This window comes from Pseudomonas fulva (genome assembly GCF_023517795.1).
GTDB lineage: Bacteria > Pseudomonadota > Gammaproteobacteria > Pseudomonadales > Pseudomonadaceae > Aquipseudomonas > Aquipseudomonas fulva_D.
The window spans coordinates 2,820,487-2,843,726 of record NZ_CP082928.1 but is presented as its reverse complement, the minus strand read 5'-3'; the positions used below and the strand labels follow the sequence as shown (position 1 = coordinate 2,843,726).

Genomic DNA, 23,240 nt, shown 5'->3' with positions numbered 1-23,240 from the left:
ATGAGCGCCGTTATTACTCAACGCCTTGTTGACCTCTCCCGCGCCCTGGAAAGCGCGGGCCGGGGTCAGCGCACGGCGCTGTGCAAGGCCGCGGCGCGCGAACTCGGCCTCAGCCAAGCCACCATCTACCGCAAACTGGAGGAGGTCAATGTGGCCACCGCCCCCCGCAAACGCCGCACCGACGCTGGCCAGAGCGCGCTGAGCCGTGACGAGGCGCTGACCATCAGCACCACGTTGATGGAGTCCGCACGGCGCAACGAAAAGCGCTTGTACTCGCTGGGTGATGCCGTCGACGCGCTGCGCACCAGCGGAATGATCCGCGCCGAGACGGTCGACACGAAGTCCGGCGAGATCCGCCCCATGTCGCTCAGCGCCATCGGGCGCGCGCTGCGCACCTACAAACTGCACCCGGACCAGCTGCTCGCACCGGCACCAGTCACCGAGCTGGCCAGCTTGTACCCGAACCACGTCTGGCAGATCGACGCCTCGCTATGCGTGCTGTACTACCTCAAGCCCGGCGCCAAAGCCGAGGAGAACGGCCTGCGTGTGATGGATCACGCAGAGTTCTACAAGAACAAGCCGCGCAACCTGGCGCGCATCTCTGCTGATCGCGTGTGGTCTTACGAGATCACCGACCACGCCAGCGGCTGGATCTACCTTGAGTACGTGATGGGCGCCGAGTCGGGCGAGAACCTCTGCAGCGTGCTGATCAACGCCATGCAGGAGCGCGGCGGCGCCGACATTTTGCACGGCCGGCCCAGCATCCTGATGATGGACCCCGGCTCTGCGAACACCTCGGCCATGGCCCGCAACCTGTGCCGCTCGCTGGGTATCGAGACCATCGTTCACGCACCAGGTGCTGCACGGGTGACCGGCCAGGTGGAGAACGCCCGGAACATCATCGAGCGCAAGTTCGAGGCAGGCCTGCGCTTCCAGCCGGTTGCCGACCTGGACGAACTCAACCGCCTGGCCGTCATCTGGCGCGGCTACTACAACGCCAAGGCCGTGCATTCGCGCCACAAGAAAACCCGCTCGGCCGTGTGGATGACCATTCGTGAGCACCAGCTGATCAAGGTGCCGAGCGTGGACGAGTGCCGCCGCCTGGCGGTGGCCGAGCCCGAGCTGCGCAAGGTCAACAGCAAACTGCGCGTGTCCTTCCAGGGCCGCGAATACGACGTTTCAGTGGTGCCGGGCGTGATGGTCAACGACCGCGTGCTGGTGACCCGCAACCCCTGGCGCAACGACGCCGCCCAAGTGGTGGCTACCGCAGCTGATGGGCATGAGGTGTTCTACGTGGTGCCCGCCATCGTGACTAACGACCTGGGCTTCGACGTGGCATCGACCATCATCGGCGAGAAGTTCACCCGCAAGGCAGACACCCCAGCACAGACCGCCCGCAAAGAGGCCGAGAAGCTGGCCATGGGCGCCAACACCCAGGACGAAGTGGATGCCGCCCGCAAGGCCAAGGCGATTCCGTTCGGCGGCCAGCTGCAACCCTACAAGGAAATGACCGAGGCCGACCTGCCGGCCTTCATGCCGCGCCGCGGTACTCAGCATGACCTGGTCATTCCGACCATCGAGACGCCGCCGCTCAGCGTCTTCGCGGTTGCCAAGCGCCTGCAGGCCGATATCGCCGGCTGGAATGCCGACCACTACGCCTGGCTCAGCCAGCACTACCCGAACGGGGTTAAGGAAGACGACCTCGCTGCCGTTGCCTCGCAACTGCGCAGCGCATTCACACGCCGGCCAACGCTGGCCGTTGTAGGAGGTGCCTGATGCTCAAGCTCAAAGCGCTACTGCGCTACCACAACCTCGGCCAGGCCGATTTGGCCCGCGAGCTGGAGCTGTCGCGGCCAACCATTTCACAGCTGATCAACCACAGCATGTGGCCCAAGACCATCGACCAGGCCGACCTGAAGGCCCGCATCGTCACCTGGCTGGAGTCGTTTGGCATCACCGGCATGCAGCTGGTGGGCATTTTCGAGGAGGAGGACACCGGGGAGAACAACACGAAGGTGGCTGCTGGGCGCTGCAACGCCCAACAGCCTGAGCACCGCAACCCTAAGAAAAGCATCGAGGAGCCCGACACCATGCTACTACGCAAGCAAACCCTGACACAGCAAGCACGAATGACATTCGGCCTGCATCGTGATCCGTTCGCGGAGCCACGCAGCAGCGCCGAGCTGTTCGTCTCGCCGGATATCCGCTTTGTGCGCGAGAACCTCTACCAGGTATCGCGCTACGGCATCTTCATGGCCATCGTCGGCGAGTCGGGCTCGGGCAAGAGCACGATCCGCAAGGATCTGCACGCTCGCCTGCAGGCAGAGGACAAGCCGGTGATCATCATCGAGCCCTACATCCTCGGCATGGAAGACGACGACTTCAAGGGCAAGACCCTGAAGGCCATCCACATCTGCGAGGCCATCCTGGCCACCGTCAGCCCCGGCAGCAAGATGCCGCGCGGCCAGGAACAGCGCTTTCGCGCGGTACACAACGCGCTGCGTGAATCCCACCGTACCGGCAACAAGCATGTGCTGATCATCGAGGAGGCACACGCGCTGCCGATCCCGACCCTCAAGCACCTCAAGCGCTTCTTCGAGCTGGAGGATGGGTTCGACAAGCTGCTCAGCATCGTGCTCATCGGCCAGACCGAGCTGGGCAACAAGCTCAGCGAAAACCGCGCCGACGTGCGCGAGGTGGTGCAGCGCTGCGAGGTCATCCGCCTGAACGCCTTGGGCGAGCAGCTCGGCCCTTACCTGCAGCACCGCTTCAAGCTGATCGACAAGCACCTCGTCGACATCATGGACGACGCCGCGGTCGAGGCGCTGCGTAGCAAGCTCACCATCAGCGGCAGCAAGACCAAGACCGAGAACTCGGTGCTGTACCCCTTGGCGGTGCACAACATGCTGACCGCCGCCCTCAACATGGCCGCATCTGTCGGCACTAACCGGCTGACGCCGGACATCTTCGCGGAGGTTTGACCATGCATAGCACTGTCGTGCCATTCAAAAAGGCGTCCGTACTGATCGACGCCCGCGTGACCTATGCCGCAAACACCACGGATCAGTCCCTGGAAGAGCGCACCGCGCCGATCTACCTGACCCCGGAGTTCGCCAGCCGCCTGCGCACCTACAACGCCCTGGTGCGTGACCTGCGCCTGGCCGGCGTCGATATCGCCGGCATGGAGTTCCCGGACAACAAGATCTTCATCCGCCCGGAAAGTGCGCCCGCACTGTGCATGGCCTTCGAGAAGCGACTGCGCGGCATCCGCCACCGGGACTACGTCCATCACCGCCGACACACAGTGACCATCGATGGCGTGGACGTGGTGTGGTTCGCCAAGTTCGAGGGGCCGCGCTCATGAGCAATCCCTTCACTATCCCAGCCGGCTTCGTCCAGAACGCCGCTGGCCACCTGGTGCCAGAGCATCAGGTGCGCGAGCACGACAAATTGCGCGACCAGGTTGCCGGGGAACTGGCGGCCATGGCGCTGACCATCAACAAGCAACTGGCCGAGCTCAAGCACAAGGCCCTGGGCGATATCGAAGACTTGATCACCATTTCCGCTGAGCGCTACGGCGTGAAGCTCGGCGGCAAGAAGGGCAACGTCTCGATCATCACCTACAACGGCCAATTCAAAATCGAGCGTGCGATTGCTGAGCGCATCACGTTCACCGAGGAGATCCTCGCGGCCAAGGAGCTGATCGACGGCTGTATCCGCAAGTGGAGCGAGGGTGCAGACCAGCACCTTCGCGTTCTGGTAGATCGAGCTTTTCGGGCCAACCGCCAAGGCCAGATCAAAACCGGCGACGTCCTCAGTCTCCTGCGCGTGGAGATCGACGACCCGGACTGGAAGCAGGCCATGGAGGCGTTGAAAGACTCCATCCAGGTCAACGGCACGGCTATTTACGTGCGCTTCTACCAGCGTGTTGGTGCCACCGACCGCTATGAACCGATCAACCTGAACATGGCGGTGGTGTGATGGATCAGGATCGCATTCTCGAAAAGATCAAAAAGTGCCTGGAGATGGCCAAGGGCAAGGGCTCCAACCCCAACGAAGCCGAGATCGCGCTGCGCCAGGCGCACAAGCTGATGGAATCCTACAACCTGGAGATGGGCGACGTGCTGGCCAGCATGGCTGGCGAGTCAAAGGTGCCTGCAGGTTCGGATGGCACACCACCGGCATGGCGTACTCGCCTAGCCATGGTGTGTGGTGAGGCGTTCGGTACCCACCTGATCATCGCCACCAGCTGGCATTCGGCGGCATCTTTCAAGTTCATCGGGTGTGGCGCAGCGCCGGAACTATCTGGCTACGCCTACCAGGTACTGGAGCGCCAGTTGCAAAAGGCTCGCAAGGAGTTCCTGTCGTCGCAGAAACGCTGCAAGCGCTCCACCAAGGTCGCCCGCGGCGACGCCTTCGCTCACGGCTGGATCGACGCGGTTTATATGAAGGTGCAGGAATTCGCCGGCGTCGAGGACAACATTGCCGAAGCCATCCAGGCCTACATGGCTAAGAACTACCCGAACCTGGACAAGGCGGAAATCAAACGCCGCAAGCTGAAAGCGCGCGACGAAGTGGCCAGCGATGCCGGCTACCAGGCAGGCAAGAGCGCCCAGCTGCACCAGGGCCTCGGCCATAAGCCAGTCGCTCGACTGACGCAGGGGGTGTGACATGGCGCATCCACTTTTCTCCGAAGCACCATCCCGCGACATGACCGCTGCCCAGGAGCGCCAGCGCGAGCTGGACGCTCAGATCGAGGCCTTCCTGGCCAAGGGCGGCAAGATTGAAGCCTTCGACAACCTGGCACGCCCGACCGAGTCGACCCCATGGGGCAACTTCTCGATCAATCCTGCTAAGCGGCCGGACAACCTCCAGGCCGAAGCTCAGGTGGTAAAGCCCAAGCCTGAGACGGCAGCTCCTGAACCACAGCCTGAAAAGGTCATTGCGACAGTCTCGGTACCGAAGTCGCAGGCAGTCGACGCGGCGAAGGAAATGCGGGCAATGCGCAAGCAGATGGCGACGTTGAAACGTCGCCTGGCATCAATCGACACGGGGGCACGTCGATGAGCCTTGCACGCGCAACCTTGAGCAAGATCCATATCGCCAAGTCCCAGTTGAACATGGCGGATGACATATATAGAGGGCTGCTGGCTCGCGTGGCTGGCGTGCGAAGCGCCAAGGAGCTGAATGTCCGGCAGGCAGCCAAAGTGATCGAGGAGTTCGAGCGCCTGGGCTGGAAGCCGAAGCCGTCCGCCAAGTCGAAGGGCAAGCCTCATAACTTCAAGGTGCTGCCGGCCGAGATCGAGAAGGTCGAGGCGTTGCTGGCTGATATGGGGCTGTCCTGGGCATATGCAGACGCGATCGTCTGGCGGATGTTCAAGGTGCAGCGGGTCGCCTGGCTCAAGACGCCAAAGCAGCTCGCTGACCTGATCGCTGCATTGCACGTTGAGCAGGAGAAGCGGGCTCTGATGAGCAATGTGGAAGAGCTGCTCAAGCTGCTCGGCGAGCATGATCCAAACTGGCGTACTGATTTGGAAAGCCTACCGAAGGGCTGGCAGCGGCAGCGTCCAATCCTCAAGAGCCTGGTGGAAACGCTTCAGGCCGCGGCTGCCGCACGGGGGCTGGTCTGATGCAGCTCCAATGCCCATGCTGCGGCGAGCAGTTCCCGCACGAAGCGGGTTTCGCCGATGAGGACGGCAAGAGGCTGGCGGCGCTGCTCGCCGGCGTCGAGCCGAAGCTGGGGCGTGCCGTGCTGAACTACCTGCGCCTGTTCAGCCCGGCCAGCCGGGGCCTGCGTACGACGAAAGCCATCAAGCTGGTTGAGGAGCTGGTTGGCCTGGTCGAGTCTGGCCAGGTGCAGCGGGACGCACGCACCAACGACGCGAAGCCGGCACCGCCGCGCCTATGGACTGCAGGCATCGAGCAGATGATCGCGCAACGCGAGCGCCTGTCGCTGCCGCTGACCAGCCACAACTACCTGCGTTCGGTCGTCTACGGGATTGCTGCAGATCCTGCCCAGGCGCAAGCGGCCGCACCGGCCAAGCCGGCACGCAAGGCCACCACACCGCAGCAGGACATCCAGGAGCGTATCGGCCGAATCCAGGCCGATATGGTGCTGGGCCTGGTATCTGCTGACGAAGGCGAGCGCCAGATCAGGGCGCTAAGGGGGGAATGATGTCGTCTGCAATGGCTGACAAGCGCCACGAACTGCTGAGCGGAGTCGCTGCGCACGCCGCGGTTGTCGCACGGGAGCACGGCATGGATGCCGCTGTTGCCGAGCAGCTCGGCAACGCGATCGCCGACCATCTGGCACAGACCTGGGCCGGCGCGACCATCTGCATTCCGAAGGATCACCGGTTCAACCTGAGCAAGCGCGACGTGGAGATCCTCTCAAAATTCAGAGGCAACAACCACCACGCGCTAGCCCAGCAATACGGCCTGACAGAGAACGCGATCTATAAGCTGCTGAAGCGGGTACAGGATAGGAAGTTCGACCGCGACCAGCATAAACTCGACCTCGGTGACGGCCTGCTCTAGGCCGTCATTCACCGTTACCACTACGGCAACGCCTTTACACTTCCCATCCCGATATATTCCCGCCCATTCCCCTATATCCCATCTTTATCGCGCTTTTTGGGTATTCTCTTTCTCAAGCCTGCACACGTTAAAAACAAGCTCAAAATGCTCATTTACAACTCGTAAACTCCGCTTTCTCGCTTGTTTTTGCCTTGCGCTGACTACCTCGCCTACGTTTTTAGAGGCGCCTTGTTATGCGTGTACCGCAGACAGCCAAGGCGAAAGGCGCCTTGATCTGGATCAATGGATCGCCTTCAGATTACGCCTCGCCACGCCACTTACCAGCGTGGCTGGATGCCGCGCGACAGGCTGTCGCTGCGGCGTTCTGACTTAGTTCCGCGGGCGTGGCACAACGTGCGCGTTATCGGATGAAGGGCTATGCAGGCACTCGCTGCGTCAGGGAGTAACAGCGCCGCGAAAGAAGACGAGCGCGGCGACGAGTCGCCACCGCCGGGAAATGGCCAAGGCTATCGGCCCGCTCAGGCGAACCGACTCGCCGGCCGGGCCAGGCCGAGGGTGTCGCGCAGCGTCTGGCCAGGATATTCGGTACGGAATAACCCCGAGGCCTGCAAAGCCGGCACCACACCTTCGAGAAACAGATCGCCCTGCGCTTCCAAGTAGGGCGGCAGGATCACGAAGCCGTCACAGGCACCCGCGCGGTACCACTCGGCGAGCTGTTCGGCGACGCCTTCGGGCGAGCCGACCGGTGAGAAGAAGCTGAGGCTCTCGGCGTAGCGCTTGCCCGTTTGCCCGACCGTCAGGCCCAGCTCGATGGCCTGTTCGATCACGTACTGAAAACGCCCCTTGCTGCCGGTGATGGCCTCGCGGATATCCGGAAATGGCCCCTCCTGGGGGTACTGCGCCAGGTCGTGGTTCATGCTGGCGGACATGAAGCTCAACCCCGCCTCGGGGCGAATCAGCTCCTTGAGCAGACGATCCTTGGCCAAAGCCGCGGCATGGGTTTCGCCCACCACCGGCACGATGCCGGGCAGGATCTTCAGCGTGTCCGGGTCGCGGCCATGGCTGCGTGCCTTGTCCTTGAGCAGGCGATAGAACGCCTTGGCGCGTTCCAGTTGCGGATGCACCACGAACACCACTTCGGCGTTCTTCGCCGCCAGGTCGAGAAACGCCTCGGACACCCCGGCCTGGATCAGCACAGGCTGGCCCTGGGGTGGACGCGGAATATTGATCGGCCCCTTGATATCGAAGAACTCGCCGCGGTGATGCAGGTAATGAAAGGCATCCGGGTCGGCGAACACACCCCGCTGTGCGTCGAGCAGCAGCGCGTCGTCGCCCCAGCTGTCCCAGAGCTTCTGCACCACATCGATGAACTCGCCGGCACGGGCATACCGCTCGGCATGGCCGTAGTGCTGTTGACGGCCGAAGTTGCGCGCCTCGCCATCGCTGACCGAGGTCACCAGATTCCAGGCCGCACGGCCGCCGCTGATGTGGTCGATATTGGCCAGCATGCGCGCCGCGCTGTAAGGCAGCGCATAGGACGACGACACCGTGCCGCCCACGCCGATGCGATCGGTCACCGCTGCCAGAGCGGACAGCAGGGTCAGCGGCTCGGGCCGCACCACCGGGCGGTAGCGCACCGTTTCGGCGAAGTGACCGCCATAGTTGTCGTCGATCGACAGTTTGTCGGCCACGAACAGCATGTCCAGGCAGGCCGCTTCGGCGCGTCGGGCGATGGTCTTGTACAACGGCCAGTCGACCGAGCCGGTGGAGGCCGAATGCGGGTGCCGCCAGCCACCCTGGTGGGTACCGGCCTCCAGGTACAGCGCCAGGTGCATCATGGCGCTCGCTCCGCGAAGAAGCTCGCCTCGATCACGCTGTCCGCCGGGAAGCTTCGCGGGATCAAGCCTTCACGCTGATACAGGTCGATGGTCGCCTGCTGTAGCGCGCGCACGGCGGCGAGGTCGGTCTGCGGCGTGTTGACCTCACGCTGCACCTTGCCCAGCGCCACCGCCTGAGGCAGCTTGAGCAGGCTGGCAATGGCCTTGGCGTAGGGCTCGGGATGTGCCGCGCCCCAGATCCGCGCCTGGGCCAGCCGTGCGGAGAAATCCTCGAGTTCGGCGCTTTTGCTTTGCAACGCCGTATTGGCGGCCACCAGGTAATTCAGGCTCGGGTAGTCCTTGCCGTCGGCGAGAATCTTTGCGCCGCTCTGCTGTACGGCGAAGGAAACGTAGGGCTCCCAGGTGGCGACGGCATCGACGCTGCCGTTGCTCAAGGCCAGGGTCGCCTCCGAGGGCGTGGTGTTGACGAAGGTCACGTCGCCTGGTTTCAGCCCGACACGCGCCAGGGCATTGAGCGCCAGCGCCTGGCCCGATGAACCTTTGACCGCGGCGATCTTCTTGCCCTTTAGGTCGGCGACCGAGACGATGCCGGCATTACCGCCGATGATCAGCGCGTTGCCCAGGTAGCTCGCCGCCTGAATCGCCTTGGCCTCCAGCCCGGCCGCTGCGGCGAAGGTCAGCGGCGCTTCGCCGACCAGGCCACCATCGAGGTGGCCGGCGCGCAAGGCTTCGAGTAGCGGGGCGGCGTTGGGAAACTCGCGCCACTGGATCTGATAATCCAGGCCATCGAGTACGCCGGCCGCCTCCATGACGGCGCGCGCATTGCCTCGCTGGTCGCCGATGGTCAGCTCAGCGGCAGAGACTGCCAGCGACAGGGTGGACAGCAACAGGGCCGACAGGCCGGTGCGGATCTTCATTGAACGGCTCCAACAGGAAATAAGGGGATGCTCACCAGTCGCTGCCCTGCCCCAGCAACTGCAGGGCGTGGTGACGCAACTCGAGCAGACGCGGATCGTCGCGGCGACGCGGATAGGGGCGCTCGACCTCGAGCTCGGCCAGCACCCGCGCCGGGCGCGCCGAGAACACCAGCACGCGGTCGCAGAGCAGCAGCGCCTCCTCGACGTCGTGGGTGACCAGCAGCGAGCTGTAGGCCTGCTGCTGCCAGAGGCGAATCAGCTCGCTCTGCATGGCGATGCGGGTCAGCGAGTCGAGCTTGCCCAGGGGCTCGTCGAGCAACAGCAGGCGCGGCTCGTTGATCAGTGCACGGGCCAGCGCCACCCGCTGCGCCATGCCGCCGGAGAGTTGGCGCGGGTAAGCCTCGCGAAATTCCAGCAGGCCGACCTTGCGCAGCGTCTCGTCGACGCGGTGCTTCTGCTCCCTGAGCTGGCCACGGGCCTGCAGGCCGAGGGCGACGTTGTCCCACACAGTGCGCCAGGGGTAGAGCGTCGGGTCCTGGAACACCAGTACCCGCGAGTGATGCGGCCCGGGAAGCGCTGCGCCGTCGGCCAGCAGGCTGCCGCTCTGCAGGTTCTCCAGCCCGGCGACCAGGCGCAGCAGGGTCGACTTACCACAGCCGGACGGCCCGAGCAGGCCGACGCTCTCGCCGGGCGCCAGGTGCAGGTCCACCTTGTCGAGCACCGGCAGGCGGCTGTCGCCCAGGTCGAAGGCATGGCTAAGGCCACGGATATCCAGGCTCATACCGGCAGCCTGGGGTGGGACAGGGGTTGCGATACTCACCATTTCACCGCCCCCTTCTGCCAGGACAACACCCGATCACGTACGATGAACAGCAGAGTGATCAGCCCCGAGCAAAGCAGCGCCATCACCAGCAGCGCCGCGTACATGTTGGCGTAGGCGGCCCAGCCCTGGGCCCACTGCAGGTACCAGCCGAGGCCGGCTTTGACGCCCATCATCTCGGCCACCACCAGCACCGAGAACGAAGCGCCCAGGCCCATGAACAGGCCGACGAACACGTGGGGCAATGCGGCCGGGATCGCCACTCGCCAGACCAGAAAGCGCGCATTGGCACCCAGGGTGCGGGCCACCTCGTAGTACGCCTTGTCGACGCTGGCCACACCCGACCAGGTCAGCACCGTGACCGGGAACCAGGTCGCCAGAGCGATCAGGAAAACGCTGGCGCTCCAGCTGGTGGGGAAGAAAAAGAAGCAGATCGGCAGCAGCGCGGTGGACGGAACCGGCCCGAGGATGCGCAGCACCGGATGCACCCAGTAGCCGATGCGGTGCGACCAGCCAATCGCCACCCCGGCGATGAACCCGGCGATGCCGCCCACCACCACGCCGTTGACCAGCAGCCACAACGAATGCAGGAGGCTTTCGCCAAGGCGGAACCAGTCATCGACGAACACTTCGATCAGCGCCTGGGGCGGCGCGAAGAACGGCACCGGCAACAGCACCACCTTGGCGGTGACCAGCAGCCATATGCCAAGCAGCACGGGCAGCGCCGCCAGCCAGGCGCCCGCCGGGCGCAGGCGTGCCACCAGCCGGCCGCACGGCCCCGGCAGGATGCCGAGCAGCGCCAACAGCACGCCGATACCAGCGCCGACGTACGCCAGCTCCCGGGTAAAGGGCCAAGGCTTGCCGCCATCGGGGTAGAACGCGGTGAACAGGGCGAAGGCTATCCACGCCAGTGCGGCCAGCAGGCCAGCGCGCCAGCGTGGCGTGGCCACGCGCGGTTGCGCCTGGCTTTGCTCAAGCGAATACGTCGGCATGGATGCTCTCCGCGAATTCCAGGGGATCGGTACGCGGGCGCAGCACCTCGACGTTCTTCAGGTCGCGGGCGTACACCGCGATCTCCTTCACGAAGGTGTTTCCCACCGAGTAATAGCCGTGGGTGTGCTCGGTGAGGATGGCGTGCACCTCTTCCCTGGAGGTATTGATGGCGAACTTGAGAAACTCCTCGGCCACCGCATCGGGGTTGCGCGACGCCCAGGCATGGGCCTGCAGGATCGAGTGGGTGATGGCCGCCGCCACCGGCGTGTCGTTGCGCGCCAGCTCGCCGCTGACCCCGACCACGCAGCAGCTCATGTTGGCGTACTCCTCGATCATGTTGGTCGCCAGCTCGGCGAAGCCCGGCTGCTGCTTGACCCGGTACATCAGTGGATCGGAGCCGCTGGCGGCCTGGATCTCGCCCTTCTCCAGGGCGACGCTGAGCAGGTCGATGGGGTACACCCGCCAGGTCACGTCGCGCACCGGGTCGACGCCATGGCGCTTGAGCATCAACGAGAAGAAGTTCTTGTCCGCCGCGGCCATGTCGGTCACGCCGATGGTGGTGCCCTTCAGCGCCTCGAAGCTTTTCGGGCCTTCGTCCAGGGTCAGCAGGCGCAGGCAGCCGCCATGGGTGCCGGCGGTCAGCTTGACGTCGAAGCCCTGCTCCAGCGCCTTCAGCCAGCGCAGCGCCATGCCGGTGGCGGCGTCGGCCTTGCCGGTGGCCATGGATTCGAGCAGCACCTCGGTGGAGTTGCCGAAGTTGACGAACTCGACCTCCAGGTTATGGCGCTTGAAGATGCCCTGGCTGTCGGCGACCGCCACAGGCGCCAGGCAAACGGCATTGAGGTTGGTGGCCAGCTTGATCTTGCGCGGCTCGGGCAAAACCCAGCGATCGCTGTTCAGATCCAGGCCGCTACCAACCGGCTGCGTGCCATGGCCAGCGTGCCCGGCATGGGCGCCGTGGCCAGCATGGACGTCGGCCCAGGTGAAGCGGCTGGCGAATGCCGCCGCGGTGGCGGTACCCGCCAGGGCAAGCAGCTGACGGCGGTTGAGCACGGAGATGGGCATGGCGCCTCCATAAGAGAGTCGTGCATGCGCCGCGTGGTCGGGTAGCGTGCGGATAAGGTCGGCAGGACGCTCCAGGGGCATTTGCAGCCGGCGTCACTGGGAAAGCCTTAGACGGTATCGATTTGACGATCCACAGGGAAATTCAATTTAGGCATAACCTAATATGCCAAATGGGTAAGTTAATACGTCGCGATGTTAAAAGCCTTGCCGCCGCCTGGTGATTCTCGTGAGGCAGAGGTGGCTTATTCTTGCCGGCCGCCGTCCTACCCCCGCCATCCAACACACCGCCTCACGGAGAGCCCCGCAATGCCCTGCCTGCCCCCATTCGCCCTGCGCCCACGTCATCTGCTGGCTGCCAGCCTGCTGGGCACGGCGCTGCCCGCCGCCCATGCCGATACCACGCCGGGCAGCCTGCAGCTCGACGGCGTGCAGGTCACCGAGCAGGCGTTGACCGAGCAGCAGGCGGCTGAAGAGCAACTCAATCAGGTGCCAGGCGGCACCAATCTGGTGGATATGCAGCGTGTCGAGCAGGGCCGCGTCGCCGGCAATGCCGATGTGCTGGCCTACCAGCCGGGCGTGTATGCGCAGTCGCCGGGTAACGAGGGCATCAAGATCGCCATCCGCGGCTCGGGCATCAACCGCGGCACCGGCTCCCACGCTTCCGGCAACCACATCATGCTCGATGGCCTGCCGCTGACCGGCTCGGGTGGCACGCCCTATGAGCTACTGGAGCCGCTGTGGATAAGCCGCGCCGAAGTGCTGCGCGGCGCCAATGGGTTCGACAAGGGCTCGCTGGCCCTGGGCGGCGCCATCGACTACATCACCCGCACCGGCCGCGATGCCGACAAGCTGCAGCTACGCTACGAAGCCGGCAGCCATGGCTACCAGAAGCGCAGTATCAGCTCCGGCCAGGTGCTGGGGGATTTCGATTACTACATCAACCTGACCGACAGCGAGTACGACGGCTATCAGGATCACTCCTCAGGCAAGGGCAAAGGGGTCGCGGCGAACCTCGGCTGGCGCATCAACGACAGTCTGGAAACGCGCTTTTACCTGCGCTATCGGGAGACCGAGCATGAAGTGCCGGGCCGGCTGACCAAGGCGCAGATCGAGCACGACCCACGGGCGGCCGCCGCCAATAACCTGCGTATCGATGCCCACCGCGACCAACCCGGCAGCACCTGGCTGGCCAACAAGACCACCTGGCAGATCGATGACGATTCCACCCTGGTGGCCGGCCTGGCCTATCACCACTACCCGATGGATATCGTCGAGAACAGCTCGCCCAACGGCAACACCTACCGGGTGCGCGTGGACTACAGCGATGTCAGCGGCACGCTGAACTACAGCCGTCGCCATAGGCTGTTCGGGCTCGACAGCACCACCACCGTGGGTTTCCGTAGCACCACCAACCTGCCGAGCAGCAAGTCCAAAGAAAATGCCGCGCTGCCGATCACCGTCAGCGCGAACGGCGGCCCAACAGCCACCTACCCCGCCGGCACCCTGATGCGCGCCTACGAGCACCTGGGTTCGGACAACGTGCTGCATATCGGCAACGAAACCGAACTGGCCCCCGACCTGTGGCTGACCAGCGGTCTGGCGCTGATCTATACCCGCCGTGAAGTAGAAGTGACCTGGCCAGCCACCGACGACAAGCTCAGCGAGCACACCTGGGATTACGCGCCGCGTATCGGCCTGCGCTACCAGCTCAACCCGGACGTGCAGCTATACGGCAATGTCAGCCGCTCGGTCGAGCCGCCCCACGCCTGGTCGATGCTCTGGAGTTCGCCGCTGCGTTTCCCCAACAGCAACCAGCCGTACAGTGCCCGCCAGCGCGCGCCGATCTCGCTGGATAACCAGACCGCCAGCAGCGTCGAAATCGGCGGCCGTGGCGACTCCATGCTGGGCCAATGGAATGCGGCCTATTACTACTCGCTGGTGCGCAATGAACTGCTGACGGTGGAAATCACTGCCAGCGCTCCTCCTTCTGAATCGAACGCCAGCCCCACCGTCCACCAGGGCATCGAGCTGGGCCTCGATAGCCCGCTGTGGAACGGTGGCGCAACTGGCGTCCTGGCCTTGCGCCAGGCCTACACCTTCAGCGACTTCCACTACCGCGACGACGGCGCCTTTGGCGACAATCGCCTGCCCGGCCTGCCCCGCCACTACTACCAGGCCGAGCTGCGCTACGACCACCCGAGCGGCTTCTACGCCGGGCTCAACACCCTGTACGCCTCCAAGGTGGCGGTGGATTACGCCAATTCCTATTACGCCGATGCCTACGCGATCTTTGGCGCGACCCTGGGCTACGCCTCGCCGAAGGATGACTGGCAAACCTGGCTGGATCTGCGCAACCTGACCGACAAGCGCTACGCCGCCACCGTGACACCGGTGTACAACGCCGCCGGCCAGGACGGCGCCCGCTCGACACCGGGCGAAGGCTTCGGCGCCTATGTCGGCGTGTCGTACAGCTTCAATTGACGGACGCGGGCTTCCGTTAGCTGAGTGAGCCGGGACGTTTTTTCCGCCATGGCGGTCGTTGCAGGGTGGACGGATGAAGCGTCGTCCACCCTACGCACTGCCGACCGAACTCGCCGTAGCCTGGCGTAGAGCGCAGCGAAACCCGGGGAGCGATTTCAGCCACGCCACACCCCGTTGCGTAAACACCGCTCCCCGCACATCGCTGCGCTCAGTGACGGGCTATGGGGAACGGTGGTTGGCGGGTCAGAAGTCCAACGTGGCCGAGACCTTCAGGGTACGTGGCTCACCCTGGGTCAGATAACCGCCATTGGTGGATGCCCAATAGGATTTGTCCGCCACGTTCTCCAGGCCGGCGCGCAAGGTCAGCTGGCGCTCCTCATCGAGCTTCATCCCATAGCGAGCGCCCAGATCGACGCGCGTCCAGGACGGAATGCTCAGGTTGTTGCCCGAGTCGATGTACTGGCCACCGGTGCGCAGCAACAAGCCGTTGAGGCTCAAGCCCGGCACGCCCGGCACGTCCCAGTCGGCGCCGACATTGAACTGGAACTCCGGTACGCCAACGGCACGATTGCCATCGTTAGCGCCATTGGCCGTACCGCGCAATTCGGTGTCCACCCAGGTGGCGCCGGCCAGCACACGCAAACCGGAAAGCGGCTCGCCAAACATATTCAACTCGACACCCCGGTTACGCTGCTCGGCATCCACCCGATAAACGTTGTCGCTACCGGTTACCCCTTGGGGCTGCTCGATGCGATAGACACCGAGGCTACCGCCAAAGGTGCCCCAATCCAGTTTGACACCGGTCTCGATCTGCTTGGAGCGATAGGGCGCGAACATGGTGCCCCGGTTGGCGGCAGCGTTGGGGGCCGTAGCGCCCTGCTGCAGAGACTCGATACGGTTGGCATAAAAGGACAGGTAATCCGTAGCCTTGAACACCAAGCCGTATGCCGGCGTGGTAATGCTGTCCTGATAATTCGCCGTACGTGAACCGTTAGCAGCACTCCACGCATCCGAACCAATGGACTGCCGGCGCAAGCCCAGGGTCAGCAGCAGGCGGTCATCCATGAAACCGAGAGTGTCGGAAATAGCGGCACTGCGGTTGACGATCTTGGCGGTCTTGCGTGGGTCATGCAGATCGCCGCTGACACTCGCGATTGGCTCGGGGCTCGGAAAGGGATCGTAGAGGTTGCCCGGCAGGCGGTTGTTGACTGGAAAAGTCGAGGTCGACTCGAAGGCATTGCGCTTCTCTTGCCACAAACCGTTGACCGCGAAATTCAGCTGATGACTGACTGCACCGGTCTGCACCCGCCCACGCAGGCCGCCCACCGAACTGAGGGTTTCCTGATCCAGAGGCGAATACAGACGGCCAACCTGACCATCGCCATTCGACGATGCCAGGAACAGCGAGGAATACACGCCATTCTCGCGGGTGTACTTGCCACCACCGGCCAGGTACGCCGTCCAGTTTTCGCTGAGATCGTACTCGGCATTGAACATGCCGTAGGTATCCTCCAGCTGCGACCAGCTCCACGGCTGCGCGTAGTTGGCGTCCGAGTCCGGCGCCTTGGGTAGCTTGCCGCCCAGGCCGCTGGTATCGGTTGCCAGGTTGATCACCGCACGTCCTTCGTCGATGCGCTGCTTCTGGTAGCCAAAATCGGTCGAGACACGCAGCCTGTCACCGCGATAATCGAGTCCGACCGTCGCTAGGCTGAAGTGCGAATGCTCACCGTCCACCGCTGCTTCGCCGTCACGCTTGGCCAGGTTGACGCGCACGCCGAAGCGATTGTCTTCACCGAAACGCTGGCCGAGGTCGACATGCCCGCCCACGCGGCTGTCACTGGCGTAATCCAGGGTGATGCTGCGGTTGGGCTTGTCTTCGGCGCGCTTGGAGATGACGTTGATCGAGCCGCCTACGCCGCTGCCTCCCGGCGCCACACCGTTGAGAAAGGCGTTGGCGCCCTTGAACACTTCGACGCGCTCGACCGCTTCGGTGGAAATGATCTGGCGCGGCAGGATGCCGTACAAACCGTTGAAGGCGATCTCGTCGGTGTACAGCTGGAAGCCACGCACGACGAAAACCTGGGAAAAATTGCCGAAACCGTTGGATTGTCGAATCGCCGGGTCGCTGGCCAGCACCTCGCCCAGGCTGCGCGCCTGACGACTCTCGATCAGCTCGTTGGTGTAACTGGATGCACTGAACGGCACATCCTGCATATCCTGATTGCCCAGCATGCCGATCCGCGCGCCACGGGCGACCTGGCCGCCGGCGTACTCGACCGGCAGATCCAGGCGCCCATCGGCCTGGCCGCTGACGGTGGTGGCGTCGAGTTGCAGCGAGCCAGCGTCATTGCTCAGCGGCACCAGGCTGACCGTGCCGTCGGCGCCGATCAGATAGCTCAGGCCGCTGCCCTGCAACAGCCGCTGCAGGCCCTCGTCCACCGAGTAGTCGCCCTTGAGGGCCGGCGCCTGACGCTCGCCGGGGGTCAGGCTGGCATCGTAGAGCAGGCGCACGTTGGCCTGCTCGGCGAAGTCGGTCAGCGCCGCGTCGAGCGGCTGTGCCGGAAGGTCGAACTCCAGGGCCGAGGCGCTGGTGGCGGCGAGCAGCAGGTGGGCGGTGGCGATGGCTTGCCAGAGAGAGGTACGCGTCAGGCGCATGCTGGATTTCCTGTGTTCTGCATAAGGTCATGCGAAGAAGTCGCATTTGCAGAGAGGAAGACGAAGCACCCGCACGTTTCTGAACTGCACTGGCAATTATTTTCCAGCACCAACCAATGCCGCGAACCACGGGGCAGCGGATCAGGCCCGGCCGACCAGCAATAAACCGGGCAGGCGCACCAGGCGTACCGGCAGGGCGCTTTCGATGGCGCGCAGTACGGCCTGGGGATCGTCATGGGCGAACACGCCGGTAACCTTCAGCTCACGCACGCTGGCGTCGAGAAAGATCACCCGCTGGCCCTGGCTGCGCTCCAGCGCGGCGAACACCTGGCCCAGCGGCTGGGCGCGGAACACCAGTTTGCCGCGCTGCCAGGCCAGTTGCTGGCGGGCATCCAGCGGCTGCACCGCCTGCAGCTGGTCGCCGCTCCAGCGCACCTGCTGGTTGGCGCCCACCGGCAGTGGCCGGTTCGAGGCATCGCTGGCCTGCACCTGCCCTTCGGTCACCGCCAGCACCACGTCGCGGCCATCGTAGTCGACATCGAAACGCGTGCCGGTGACCCGGATGCGCGCCGGCCCCGCCTCGACGATGAACGGCCGACTGGCGTCCTTGGCGACCTGCAAATCCACCTCGCCGCGGTACAGGCGCACTTCCCGGCGCCCTTCGCCGAGCGTCCAGTCCAGTGCGGTGGCGCCATTGAGGGTGAGGATCGAACCGTCGTCCAGTTCGAGGCTGCGCACTTCACCCGGCGCCGTCGCCACGTCGGCGTACCAGCCCAGCCAGGTGCCCTGGGGCAGCCACAGGGCCAGCAGCAATGCCGCGGCACTGGCCAGCGACACACCCCAGCGCACGGAGCGGCGTCGGCGGGATGGCTGCAGGGTTTGCGCGACGGCGGGCGGCACAGCCGCCGGCTGCACCTGACCTAGCAACGCCCACAGGCGATCCACCTCGCGGGCAGCCTGTTCATGGGCCGGCGAACGCTCGCGCCAGGCTTTGGCCGCCAGGTGATCGGCCGCCGTGGCGCGCCCCGAATGCAGCAGCACCTGCCATTCCCTGGCCTGGGCGAGAAGCGAAGCGTCAACGGTCACGGCATCCAATCCATTTTCTGCTGGCAGTGTTCGAGGGCCTTGAGGATATAGCGCCCGGCCATGCTTTCGGACACCCCGAGGCGCTGGCCGATCTCCTTTTGCGTCAGGCCATCCAGGCGATTCCACAGCAGCGCCTGGCGCAGGTGGGGCGGCAAGTCCGCAAGGATACCCTGCAGACGGCCGAGCTGCTGCACGTCCGCCACGATCTGCTCGGGACCGGGCTGCTCCGAAGCCAGCTCCACCGAGACGTCCTCCGGCGCCGGCCGTGCCTGCTGCTGGCGCAGGTGATCGATCACCAGATTGCGGGCGATGCGATACAGGAAGGCCCGCAGGTTGCCCACCTCGTCGTTGCCACGGCGCTGGAAGCGCAGCCAGGTTTCCTGGCGCAGATCCGCCGCCAGCTCGCTGCACTTGACCTGGCGCGTCAGGAAACGCAGCAGCTCGCCGGCATGGCGCTGGAACTGGCCGTGTTGGGCGTCGGTGTCGCGGGGCGGGCGCACTCGGAAATCTCGTGCCGGGAAAGGGTTGCGAACATATATCCGCTGCGAACAATTTTCAATGCGATGCGACGACCAACTCGCTACCGCCTGCCATGCCCGCGCAACGGCAACACCCTTATACTGCGCAGCCTGCAGGGAGTTGCCCATGTTTCGTGATGCCTGGCGCCACGCGCCGACCCACCGCAAGGTCTGGGCGCTGGCCGCGCCGATGATCCTGTCCAACCTGTCCGTACCCTTGGTGGCGCTGGTCGACACCGCGGTGGTCGGCCACCTGCCCCACGCCCACCAGCTGGGCGCCGTGGCGGTGGGCAGCAGCCTGTACATCCTGATCGTCGGGGTGCTGGGTTTCCTGCGCATGGGTACCACCGGCTTCGCCGCCCAGGCCTGTGGACGTGGTGACGGTGGTGCGCTGCGCCAGGTGCTGGTGCAGGGGTTGCTGCTCGCCGCCCTGCTGGCGCTGGTGCTTGGCGCGCTGGCCGTACCCTTCAGTGGGCTGGCACTGGGGCAGATGAACCCCTCGGCCGAACTCGACGGCCTGACCCGGGATTTTCTGCACACCCGCTTACTGGGTTTGCCCGCAGCGCTGGCCAACTACGCGCTGATCGGCTGGCTGCTCGGCGCCCAGAATGCGCGGGCGCCGCTGGTGATGCTGCTGGCCACCAACCTGCTGAATATCCTGCTGTCGCTGTGGTTCGTGCTCGGCCTGCACTGGGAAGTGGTCGGCGCTGCCCGCGCCGCGGTGCTGGCCGAATGGGGCGGCCTGCTGGTCGGCCTGGCGCTGGCACGGCGCGCCCTGCGTCGCTATCCGGGCACCACCCGCTGGGCGGCGATGGCCCGGTGGCAGAGCTGGCGCGCGCTGCTGGCGGTCAACCGCGACATCTTCCTGCGCTCCCTGGCGCTGCAGGCGGTGTTCCTGCTGATCACCATCCAGGGCGCGCGCCTCGGCGACGCCACGGTGGCGGCCAACGCCCTGCTGCTCAATGGCCTGCTGATCACCGCCTATGCCCTGGATGGCTTGGCCCATGCGGTCGAGGCGCTGTGCGGCCACGCCATCGGCGCGCGGGATCGCCTGGCCCTCAGGCGCAGCCTGATCGTCGCCGGTATCTGGTCGCTGCTGGCCAGCCTGGTGTTTGCCGCGGCATTCGCCTCTGGCGGCCACCTGTTCGTCAACCTGCAGACCGATATCGCCGCGGTGCGCGAAACCGCCGATCTCTACCTGCCCTATCTCGCCCTGCTGCCGCTGTTCGCAGTGTGGAGCTACCTGCTCGACGGCCTGTTTATCGGCGCCACCCGGGCCCGCGAGATGCGCAATGCCATGCTCGTCGCCCTGGCCATCGGCCTGCCGGTCGCCGTGGCGCTGCAGGGTTTCGGCAACCACGGTCTGTGGATCGCCTTTCTGGCCTTCATGGCGCTGCGCAGCCTGACCCTGGGTGTACTGGCCTGGCGCCTGGCGCGGCGTGGTCAGTGGATTGCGGCACCGGGCAATTGATCGAGCGTTTGCCACTCTCCAGACATGAAAAAGCCCGCTGAATCGCGGGCTTTTTCGTCGCGCTGGCGATCAGGGCACCAGCGGCAACTCGCGCTTGTGCTGGGTCTTGTCATAGGTCTGTACGATGGCCTGATAGGCGGTGTCGCTGACCGGCTTGCCCTGCAGGAAGGCGTCGATGTCCTCGTAACTGACGCCGTGCACCTGCTCGTCCGGGATGCCCGGGCGCTCGTCCTCCAGGTCGGCGGTCGGCACCTTGGAGAATACCGCGGCCGGGGCGCCGAGGCGCTCGGCGATGCGCCGCACCTGGCCCTTGACCAGGCCGCTGAGCGGGGCGAGGTCGCAGGCGCCGTCACCGAATTTGGTGAAGAAGCCCATCACCGCTTCGGCGGCATGGTCGGTGCCGATCACCAGCCCGTTGCGGGCGTTGGCCACGGTGTACTGGGCCAGCATGCGCATGCGCGCCTTGGTGTTGCCGAGCACGAAGTCGCGACGTGCCGAGGTCAACCCACCCAGCTCGCCGATCTGCCTGGCCAGGCCGGAAACGGCTGGGGCGATGTCGATGGTCTGCACTTCATCCGCGGCGATAAAGGCCAGCGCGGCCTGGGCGTCGGACTCGTCGTGCTGCACGTTGTGCGGCAGGCGGATGGCGATGAAACGGTAGTCCTGATCCTGCGTCTCGCCGCGCAGCTGCTCCACCGCCAGCTGGGCCAGGCGGCCGGCTGCCGTGGAGTCGACGCCGCCGCTGATGCCGAGCACCAGCACCTTGGTGCGCGAGGCGGTCAGGGTGTTCTTGATGAAGGCGATGCGCTTGGCGATCTCGGCGTCCACGTCGGCATCCGAGGTGAACGGGGCGATGACGCCCAGGGCGTTGGCGATTTCAGCTTGTCGATTGCTCATGGTGTCTCCCTTGGTTCGCGTCAGTTGGCTTCGAGGCGAAAAACATGTTTCAGGTAGGTCACGAAGTTCGGGTCCCGGCACTGGGTCTTGCCCGGCGTGTCGGAAATCTTCGCCACCGGCTGGCCGTTGCAGTCGATCATCTTGATGACGATGTTCATCGGCTCCACACCCGGGATGTCGCAGGTCAGGTTGGTGCCGATACCGAAGCTCACATGAATGCGATCATGCAGCGCGCGGTACAGTTCAAGTGCCTTGGGCAGGGTCAGACCGTCGGAAAAGACCAGGGTCTTGCTCATCGGGTCGATGCCCAGCTTCTCGTAGTGGGCGATGGCCTTCTCGGCCCAGGCCAGCGGGTCGCCGGAGTCGTGGCGCAGGCCATCGAACAGCTTGGCGAAGTACAGATCGAAGTCGCCGAGGAAACTGTCCATGCCGACGGTGTCGGTCAGGGCGATGCCCAGCAGGCCGCGGTATTCCTTGACCCAGCACTCCAGCGCCGCCTTCTGGCTGTCGATCAGCCGCGGACCGAGTTGCTGGTGGGCCATGAACCATTCGTGGGCCATGGTGCCCAGGGGCCGCAGTTCCAGCTCGCGGGCCAGGTGCACGTTGCTGGTGCCGACGAAACGCCCCGGAAAATCGTGCTTGAGGATGTTCACCACCTCTTCCTGTACGCGGTAGGAAAAGCGCCGGCGGGTGCCGAAATCGGCCACCTGGAAGCCCGCCAGCTCATCGGCGGTGGCTTCGCCCTTGAGCCAGTCGAGCTTACGGTACAGCTGCTCGCGCACCTGCTCGATCACCACCTCGCGGTAGCGATAGCGGTTGCGCACCTCGGAGATGATCGCCAGCAGCGGAATCTCGTAGAGGATCACGTGCAGCCAGGGCCCGCGTACGCGGATCGCCAGCTGGCCGGCATCGTCGGTGCCGACGTGCACGTAGCGCATGTTGAAGCGGAACAGGCTGAGGAAGCGGATGAAGTCCGGCTTGATGAACGGGATCTTCTCCAGGTAGGCCAGTTGGTCCGGGGTGATCGAGGTGTTGACCAGCTGTTCGATCTGGTAGCGGATCTCGGCCAGGTAAGGCGTCAGGTCCTCGTTGCTGCGGCAGCGAAACTCCCACTCCACCTCGGCGTTGGGGTAGTTGTGCAGCACCGCCTGCATCATGGTCAGCTTGTAGAAATCGGTGTCCAGCAGGTTCTGGATGATGCTGGGGGCGAATACGCTCTCACTCATGGTCACTCTCCTCGAGGCGGGCCAGCTCGTTGTCGAGCGCTCCGCCATCGGCGCAGATGATGATGCCCTGCGCGCGCATCTGGTCGATGGCTTGCGTCGCGCCGGCTTCGGAAATGGCCCGGCACGCCGGAAGATACAGCAACACCTCGAGGCCGGCGCTACGCAGTTGCAGCGCGGTGTTCTTCACGCAGAAGTCCAGAGCCAGGCCGCCGACCACCACGGCCCCGGCACCGGCCACCTTCAGGTATTCGATGACGCCCGTACTGCGCTGGCCAGCCAGGTCGTGGTAGCAGGCGCCGTAGGGGTGCAGATCAGGTTCGACACCTTTCCACACGAAGAAGTCATAGTCGATTGGCGCGGGCAGCGCGTCGAGCAGCTCGAAGCCCGGGGTGCCCGGCACGCAGTGGCTGACCCAGGTCAGGTCGGCGTTGGGGTGGCCCAGGGGCTGCAGCATCCTGGCGTGGCTGTCGACCACCCACAGGGCATTGGCGGCGTGGGCGTCCTTGCTGCCCAGGCGCAGGGTGCCACGACGCGCCATGTCGTTGAGCGGCGCGGCGATCTCATGGCCGCCGGCCACCGGCAATTCATCGGGGCACAGGCTGGTGAAGCCTTTTTGCGCATCGACATCGAACGTGGCGATCTTCATCTGACACCTCCTGCTCATGGAGCCGCATCACTGCGGGATGGACACATATTCCACCAGGTGTATTATGTATGTCAACTCCCATCTGCAAGG

The 23,240-nt window shown here is 64.9% G+C and carries 22 protein-coding genes; 11 read left to right on the top strand and 11 right to left on the bottom strand.

Going from position 1 to position 23,240, the window contains the following annotated elements; translation table 11 throughout:
* Genes K8U54_RS12835 through K8U54_RS12795 form a run of 9 tightly spaced genes read left to right on the top strand, consistent with a single transcriptional unit; the run spans window position 1 to window position 6,537 of the window.
* On the top strand, window positions 1-1,776 hold the full coding sequence (locus K8U54_RS12835; RefSeq protein WP_249906226.1) for a DDE-type integrase/transposase/recombinase: 1,776 nt from the start codon (window positions 1-3) through the stop codon (window positions 1,774-1,776).
* Window positions 1,776-2,981, top strand: a complete 1,206-nt coding sequence (locus K8U54_RS12830; RefSeq protein ID WP_249906225.1) for an AAA family ATPase — start codon at window positions 1,776-1,778, stop codon at window positions 2,979-2,981. Before K8U54_RS12835 ends, K8U54_RS12830 begins: the two co-directional genes overlap by 1 nt.
* Before the next feature lie 2 nt (window positions 2,982-2,983).
* On the top strand, window positions 2,984-3,364 hold the full coding sequence (locus K8U54_RS12825; protein WP_249906224.1) for a hypothetical protein: 381 nt from the start codon (window positions 2,984-2,986) through the stop codon (window positions 3,362-3,364).
* Window positions 3,361-3,981: a DUF3164 family protein gene (locus K8U54_RS12820; protein WP_249906223.1), complete on the top strand. Its 621-nt coding sequence runs from the start codon at window positions 3,361-3,363 to the stop codon at window positions 3,979-3,981. The genes K8U54_RS12825 and K8U54_RS12820 overlap by 4 nt, the downstream gene beginning before the upstream one ends.
* Window positions 3,981-4,670, top strand: a complete 690-nt coding sequence (locus K8U54_RS12815) for a DUF2786 domain-containing protein (RefSeq protein WP_249906222.1) — start codon at window positions 3,981-3,983, stop codon at window positions 4,668-4,670. Before K8U54_RS12820 ends, K8U54_RS12815 begins: the two co-directional genes overlap by 1 nt.
* A 1-nt stretch (window position 4,671) precedes the next feature.
* Complete coding sequence (locus tag K8U54_RS12810) at window positions 4,672-5,067, top strand: hypothetical protein (RefSeq protein WP_249906221.1); 396 nt, start codon at window positions 4,672-4,674, stop codon at window positions 5,065-5,067.
* Window positions 5,064-5,630: a gp16 family protein gene (locus K8U54_RS12805; protein WP_249906220.1), complete on the top strand. Its 567-nt coding sequence runs from the start codon at window positions 5,064-5,066 to the stop codon at window positions 5,628-5,630. Before K8U54_RS12810 ends, K8U54_RS12805 begins: the two co-directional genes overlap by 4 nt.
* On the top strand, window positions 5,630-6,175 hold the full coding sequence (locus K8U54_RS12800) for a hypothetical protein (RefSeq protein WP_249906219.1): 546 nt from the start codon (window positions 5,630-5,632) through the stop codon (window positions 6,173-6,175). Before K8U54_RS12805 ends, K8U54_RS12800 begins: the two co-directional genes overlap by 1 nt.
* Before the next feature lie 11 nt (window positions 6,176-6,186).
* A complete protein-coding gene (locus K8U54_RS12795) occupies window positions 6,187-6,537 on the top strand; it encodes a Mor transcription activator family protein (RefSeq protein ID WP_249906218.1) in 351 nt (116 codons plus the stop codon).
* A gap of 518 nt (window positions 6,538-7,055) precedes the next feature.
* On the opposite strand, the gene K8U54_RS12790 is transcribed toward K8U54_RS12795, so the two are convergent.
* From K8U54_RS12790 to K8U54_RS12770, 5 genes are read right to left on the bottom strand one after another with little or no spacing between them, the layout of a single operon-like run.
* Window positions 7,056-8,375: an LLM class flavin-dependent oxidoreductase gene (locus K8U54_RS12790; RefSeq protein WP_249906217.1), complete on the bottom strand. Its 1,320-nt coding sequence runs from the start codon at window positions 8,373-8,375 to the stop codon at window positions 7,056-7,058.
* The gene (locus K8U54_RS12785) at window positions 8,372-9,292 is read right to left on the bottom strand and encodes an aliphatic sulfonate ABC transporter substrate-binding protein (RefSeq protein WP_249906216.1); all 921 of its coding nucleotides are present in this window, start codon (window positions 9,290-9,292) and stop codon (window positions 8,372-8,374) included. The genes K8U54_RS12790 and K8U54_RS12785 overlap by 4 nt, the downstream gene beginning before the upstream one ends.
* Before the next feature lie 31 nt (window positions 9,293-9,323).
* On the bottom strand, window positions 9,324-10,115 hold the full coding sequence (locus K8U54_RS12780; RefSeq protein ID WP_249906215.1) for an ABC transporter ATP-binding protein: 792 nt from the start codon (window positions 10,113-10,115) through the stop codon (window positions 9,324-9,326).
* Entirely contained in the window at window positions 10,109-11,104 is a 996-nt protein-coding gene (locus K8U54_RS12775) for an ABC transporter permease (protein WP_249906214.1), read from the bottom strand. Before K8U54_RS12775 ends, K8U54_RS12780 begins: the two co-directional genes overlap by 7 nt.
* The gene (locus K8U54_RS12770; protein ID WP_249906213.1) at window positions 11,085-12,170 is read right to left on the bottom strand and encodes an ABC transporter substrate-binding protein; all 1,086 of its coding nucleotides are present in this window, start codon (window positions 12,168-12,170) and stop codon (window positions 11,085-11,087) included. Before K8U54_RS12770 ends, K8U54_RS12775 begins: the two co-directional genes overlap by 20 nt.
* Window positions 12,171-12,476: 306 nt before the next feature.
* Between K8U54_RS12770 and K8U54_RS12765 the strand changes: the two genes are divergently transcribed.
* Window positions 12,477-14,651 carry a TonB-dependent receptor family protein gene (locus tag K8U54_RS12765; RefSeq protein ID WP_249906212.1) on the top strand — a complete coding sequence of 725 codons (2,175 nt, stop codon included), beginning with the start codon at window positions 12,477-12,479 and terminating at the stop codon, window positions 14,649-14,651.
* Between the two features lie 243 nt (window positions 14,652-14,894).
* Here the strand turns inward: K8U54_RS12765 and K8U54_RS12760 are convergent, their stop codons facing one another.
* The 3 genes from K8U54_RS12760 to K8U54_RS12750 all read right to left on the bottom strand — a co-directional run bounded on the left by K8U54_RS12760 (window position 14,895) and on the right by K8U54_RS12750 (window position 18,892).
* Window positions 14,895-17,306 carry a TonB-dependent receptor gene (locus K8U54_RS12760; RefSeq protein ID WP_249906211.1) on the bottom strand — a complete coding sequence of 804 codons (2,412 nt, stop codon included), beginning with the start codon at window positions 17,304-17,306 and terminating at the stop codon, window positions 14,895-14,897.
* A 141-nt stretch (window positions 17,307-17,447) separates the two neighbouring features.
* Entirely contained in the window at window positions 17,448-18,392 is a 945-nt protein-coding gene (locus K8U54_RS12755) for a FecR family protein (RefSeq protein WP_249906210.1), read from the bottom strand.
* Window positions 18,389-18,892, bottom strand: a complete 504-nt coding sequence (locus tag K8U54_RS12750) for an RNA polymerase sigma factor (protein ID WP_249906209.1) — start codon at window positions 18,890-18,892, stop codon at window positions 18,389-18,391. Before K8U54_RS12750 ends, K8U54_RS12755 begins: the two co-directional genes overlap by 4 nt.
* A 145-nt stretch (window positions 18,893-19,037) precedes the next feature.
* On the opposite strand from K8U54_RS12750, the gene K8U54_RS12745 reads away from it, so the two are divergent.
* Window positions 19,038-20,381: an MATE family efflux transporter gene (locus tag K8U54_RS12745; protein WP_249906208.1), complete on the top strand. Its 1,344-nt coding sequence runs from the start codon at window positions 19,038-19,040 to the stop codon at window positions 20,379-20,381.
* A 69-nt stretch (window positions 20,382-20,450) separates the two neighbouring features.
* Here the strand turns inward: K8U54_RS12745 and nadE are convergent, their stop codons facing one another.
* Genes nadE through K8U54_RS12730 form a run of 3 tightly spaced genes read right to left on the bottom strand, consistent with a single transcriptional unit; the run spans window position 20,451 to window position 23,150 of the window.
* Window positions 20,451-21,278: an ammonia-dependent NAD(+) synthetase gene (nadE, locus tag K8U54_RS12740; protein WP_249906207.1), complete on the bottom strand. Its 828-nt coding sequence runs from the start codon at window positions 21,276-21,278 to the stop codon at window positions 20,451-20,453.
* A gap of 20 nt (window positions 21,279-21,298) precedes the next feature.
* Window positions 21,299-22,504 (bottom strand): nicotinate phosphoribosyltransferase, encoded by a 1,206-nt coding sequence (pncB, locus tag K8U54_RS12735; protein ID WP_249906206.1) that lies wholly within the window; start codon window positions 22,502-22,504, stop codon window positions 21,299-21,301.
* Complete coding sequence (locus tag K8U54_RS12730) at window positions 22,497-23,150, bottom strand: isochorismatase family protein (protein ID WP_249906205.1); 654 nt, start codon at window positions 23,148-23,150, stop codon at window positions 22,497-22,499. Before K8U54_RS12730 ends, pncB begins: the two co-directional genes overlap by 8 nt.
* Window positions 23,151-23,240: the final 90 nt, after the last annotated feature.

Bases quoted from the DNA above. Each gene is read 5' to 3' on its own strand.
- K8U54_RS12835 (WP_249906226.1), top strand. From the start codon at position 1: ATGAGCGCCGTTATTACTCAACGCCTTGTTGACCTCTCCCGCGCCCTG.
- K8U54_RS12830 (WP_249906225.1), top strand. From the start codon at position 1,776: ATGCTCAAGCTCAAAGCGCTACTGCGCTACCACAACCTCGGCCAGGCC.
- K8U54_RS12825 (WP_249906224.1), top strand. From the start codon at position 2,984: ATGCATAGCACTGTCGTGCCATTCAAAAAGGCGTCCGTACTGATCGAC.
- K8U54_RS12820 (WP_249906223.1), top strand. From the start codon at position 3,361: ATGAGCAATCCCTTCACTATCCCAGCCGGCTTCGTCCAGAACGCCGCT.
- K8U54_RS12815 (WP_249906222.1), top strand. From the start codon at position 3,981: ATGGATCAGGATCGCATTCTCGAAAAGATCAAAAAGTGCCTGGAGATG.
- K8U54_RS12810 (WP_249906221.1), top strand. From the start codon at position 4,672: ATGGCGCATCCACTTTTCTCCGAAGCACCATCCCGCGACATGACCGCT.
- K8U54_RS12805 (WP_249906220.1), top strand. From the start codon at position 5,064: ATGAGCCTTGCACGCGCAACCTTGAGCAAGATCCATATCGCCAAGTCC.
- K8U54_RS12800 (WP_249906219.1), top strand. From the start codon at position 5,630: ATGCAGCTCCAATGCCCATGCTGCGGCGAGCAGTTCCCGCACGAAGCG.
- K8U54_RS12795 (WP_249906218.1), top strand. From the start codon at position 6,187: ATGGCTGACAAGCGCCACGAACTGCTGAGCGGAGTCGCTGCGCACGCC.
- K8U54_RS12790 (WP_249906217.1), bottom strand. From the start codon at position 8,375: ATGATGCACCTGGCGCTGTACCTGGAGGCCGGTACCCACCAGGGTGGC.
- K8U54_RS12785 (WP_249906216.1), bottom strand. From the start codon at position 9,292: ATGAAGATCCGCACCGGCCTGTCGGCCCTGTTGCTGTCCACCCTGTCG.
- K8U54_RS12780 (WP_249906215.1), bottom strand. From the start codon at position 10,115: ATGGTGAGTATCGCAACCCCTGTCCCACCCCAGGCTGCCGGTATGAGC.
- K8U54_RS12775 (WP_249906214.1), bottom strand. From the start codon at position 11,104: ATGCCGACGTATTCGCTTGAGCAAAGCCAGGCGCAACCGCGCGTGGCC.
- K8U54_RS12770 (WP_249906213.1), bottom strand. From the start codon at position 12,170: ATGCCCATCTCCGTGCTCAACCGCCGTCAGCTGCTTGCCCTGGCGGGT.
- K8U54_RS12765 (WP_249906212.1), top strand. From the start codon at position 12,477: ATGCCCTGCCTGCCCCCATTCGCCCTGCGCCCACGTCATCTGCTGGCT.
- K8U54_RS12760 (WP_249906211.1), bottom strand. From the start codon at position 17,306: ATGCGCCTGACGCGTACCTCTCTCTGGCAAGCCATCGCCACCGCCCAC.
- K8U54_RS12745 (WP_249906208.1), top strand. From the start codon at position 19,038: ATGTTTCGTGATGCCTGGCGCCACGCGCCGACCCACCGCAAGGTCTGG.
- nadE (WP_249906207.1), bottom strand. From the start codon at position 21,278: ATGAGCAATCGACAAGCTGAAATCGCCAACGCCCTGGGCGTCATCGCC.
- pncB (WP_249906206.1), bottom strand. From the start codon at position 22,504: ATGAGTGAGAGCGTATTCGCCCCCAGCATCATCCAGAACCTGCTGGAC.
- K8U54_RS12730 (WP_249906205.1), bottom strand. From the start codon at position 23,150: ATGAAGATCGCCACGTTCGATGTCGATGCGCAAAAAGGCTTCACCAGC.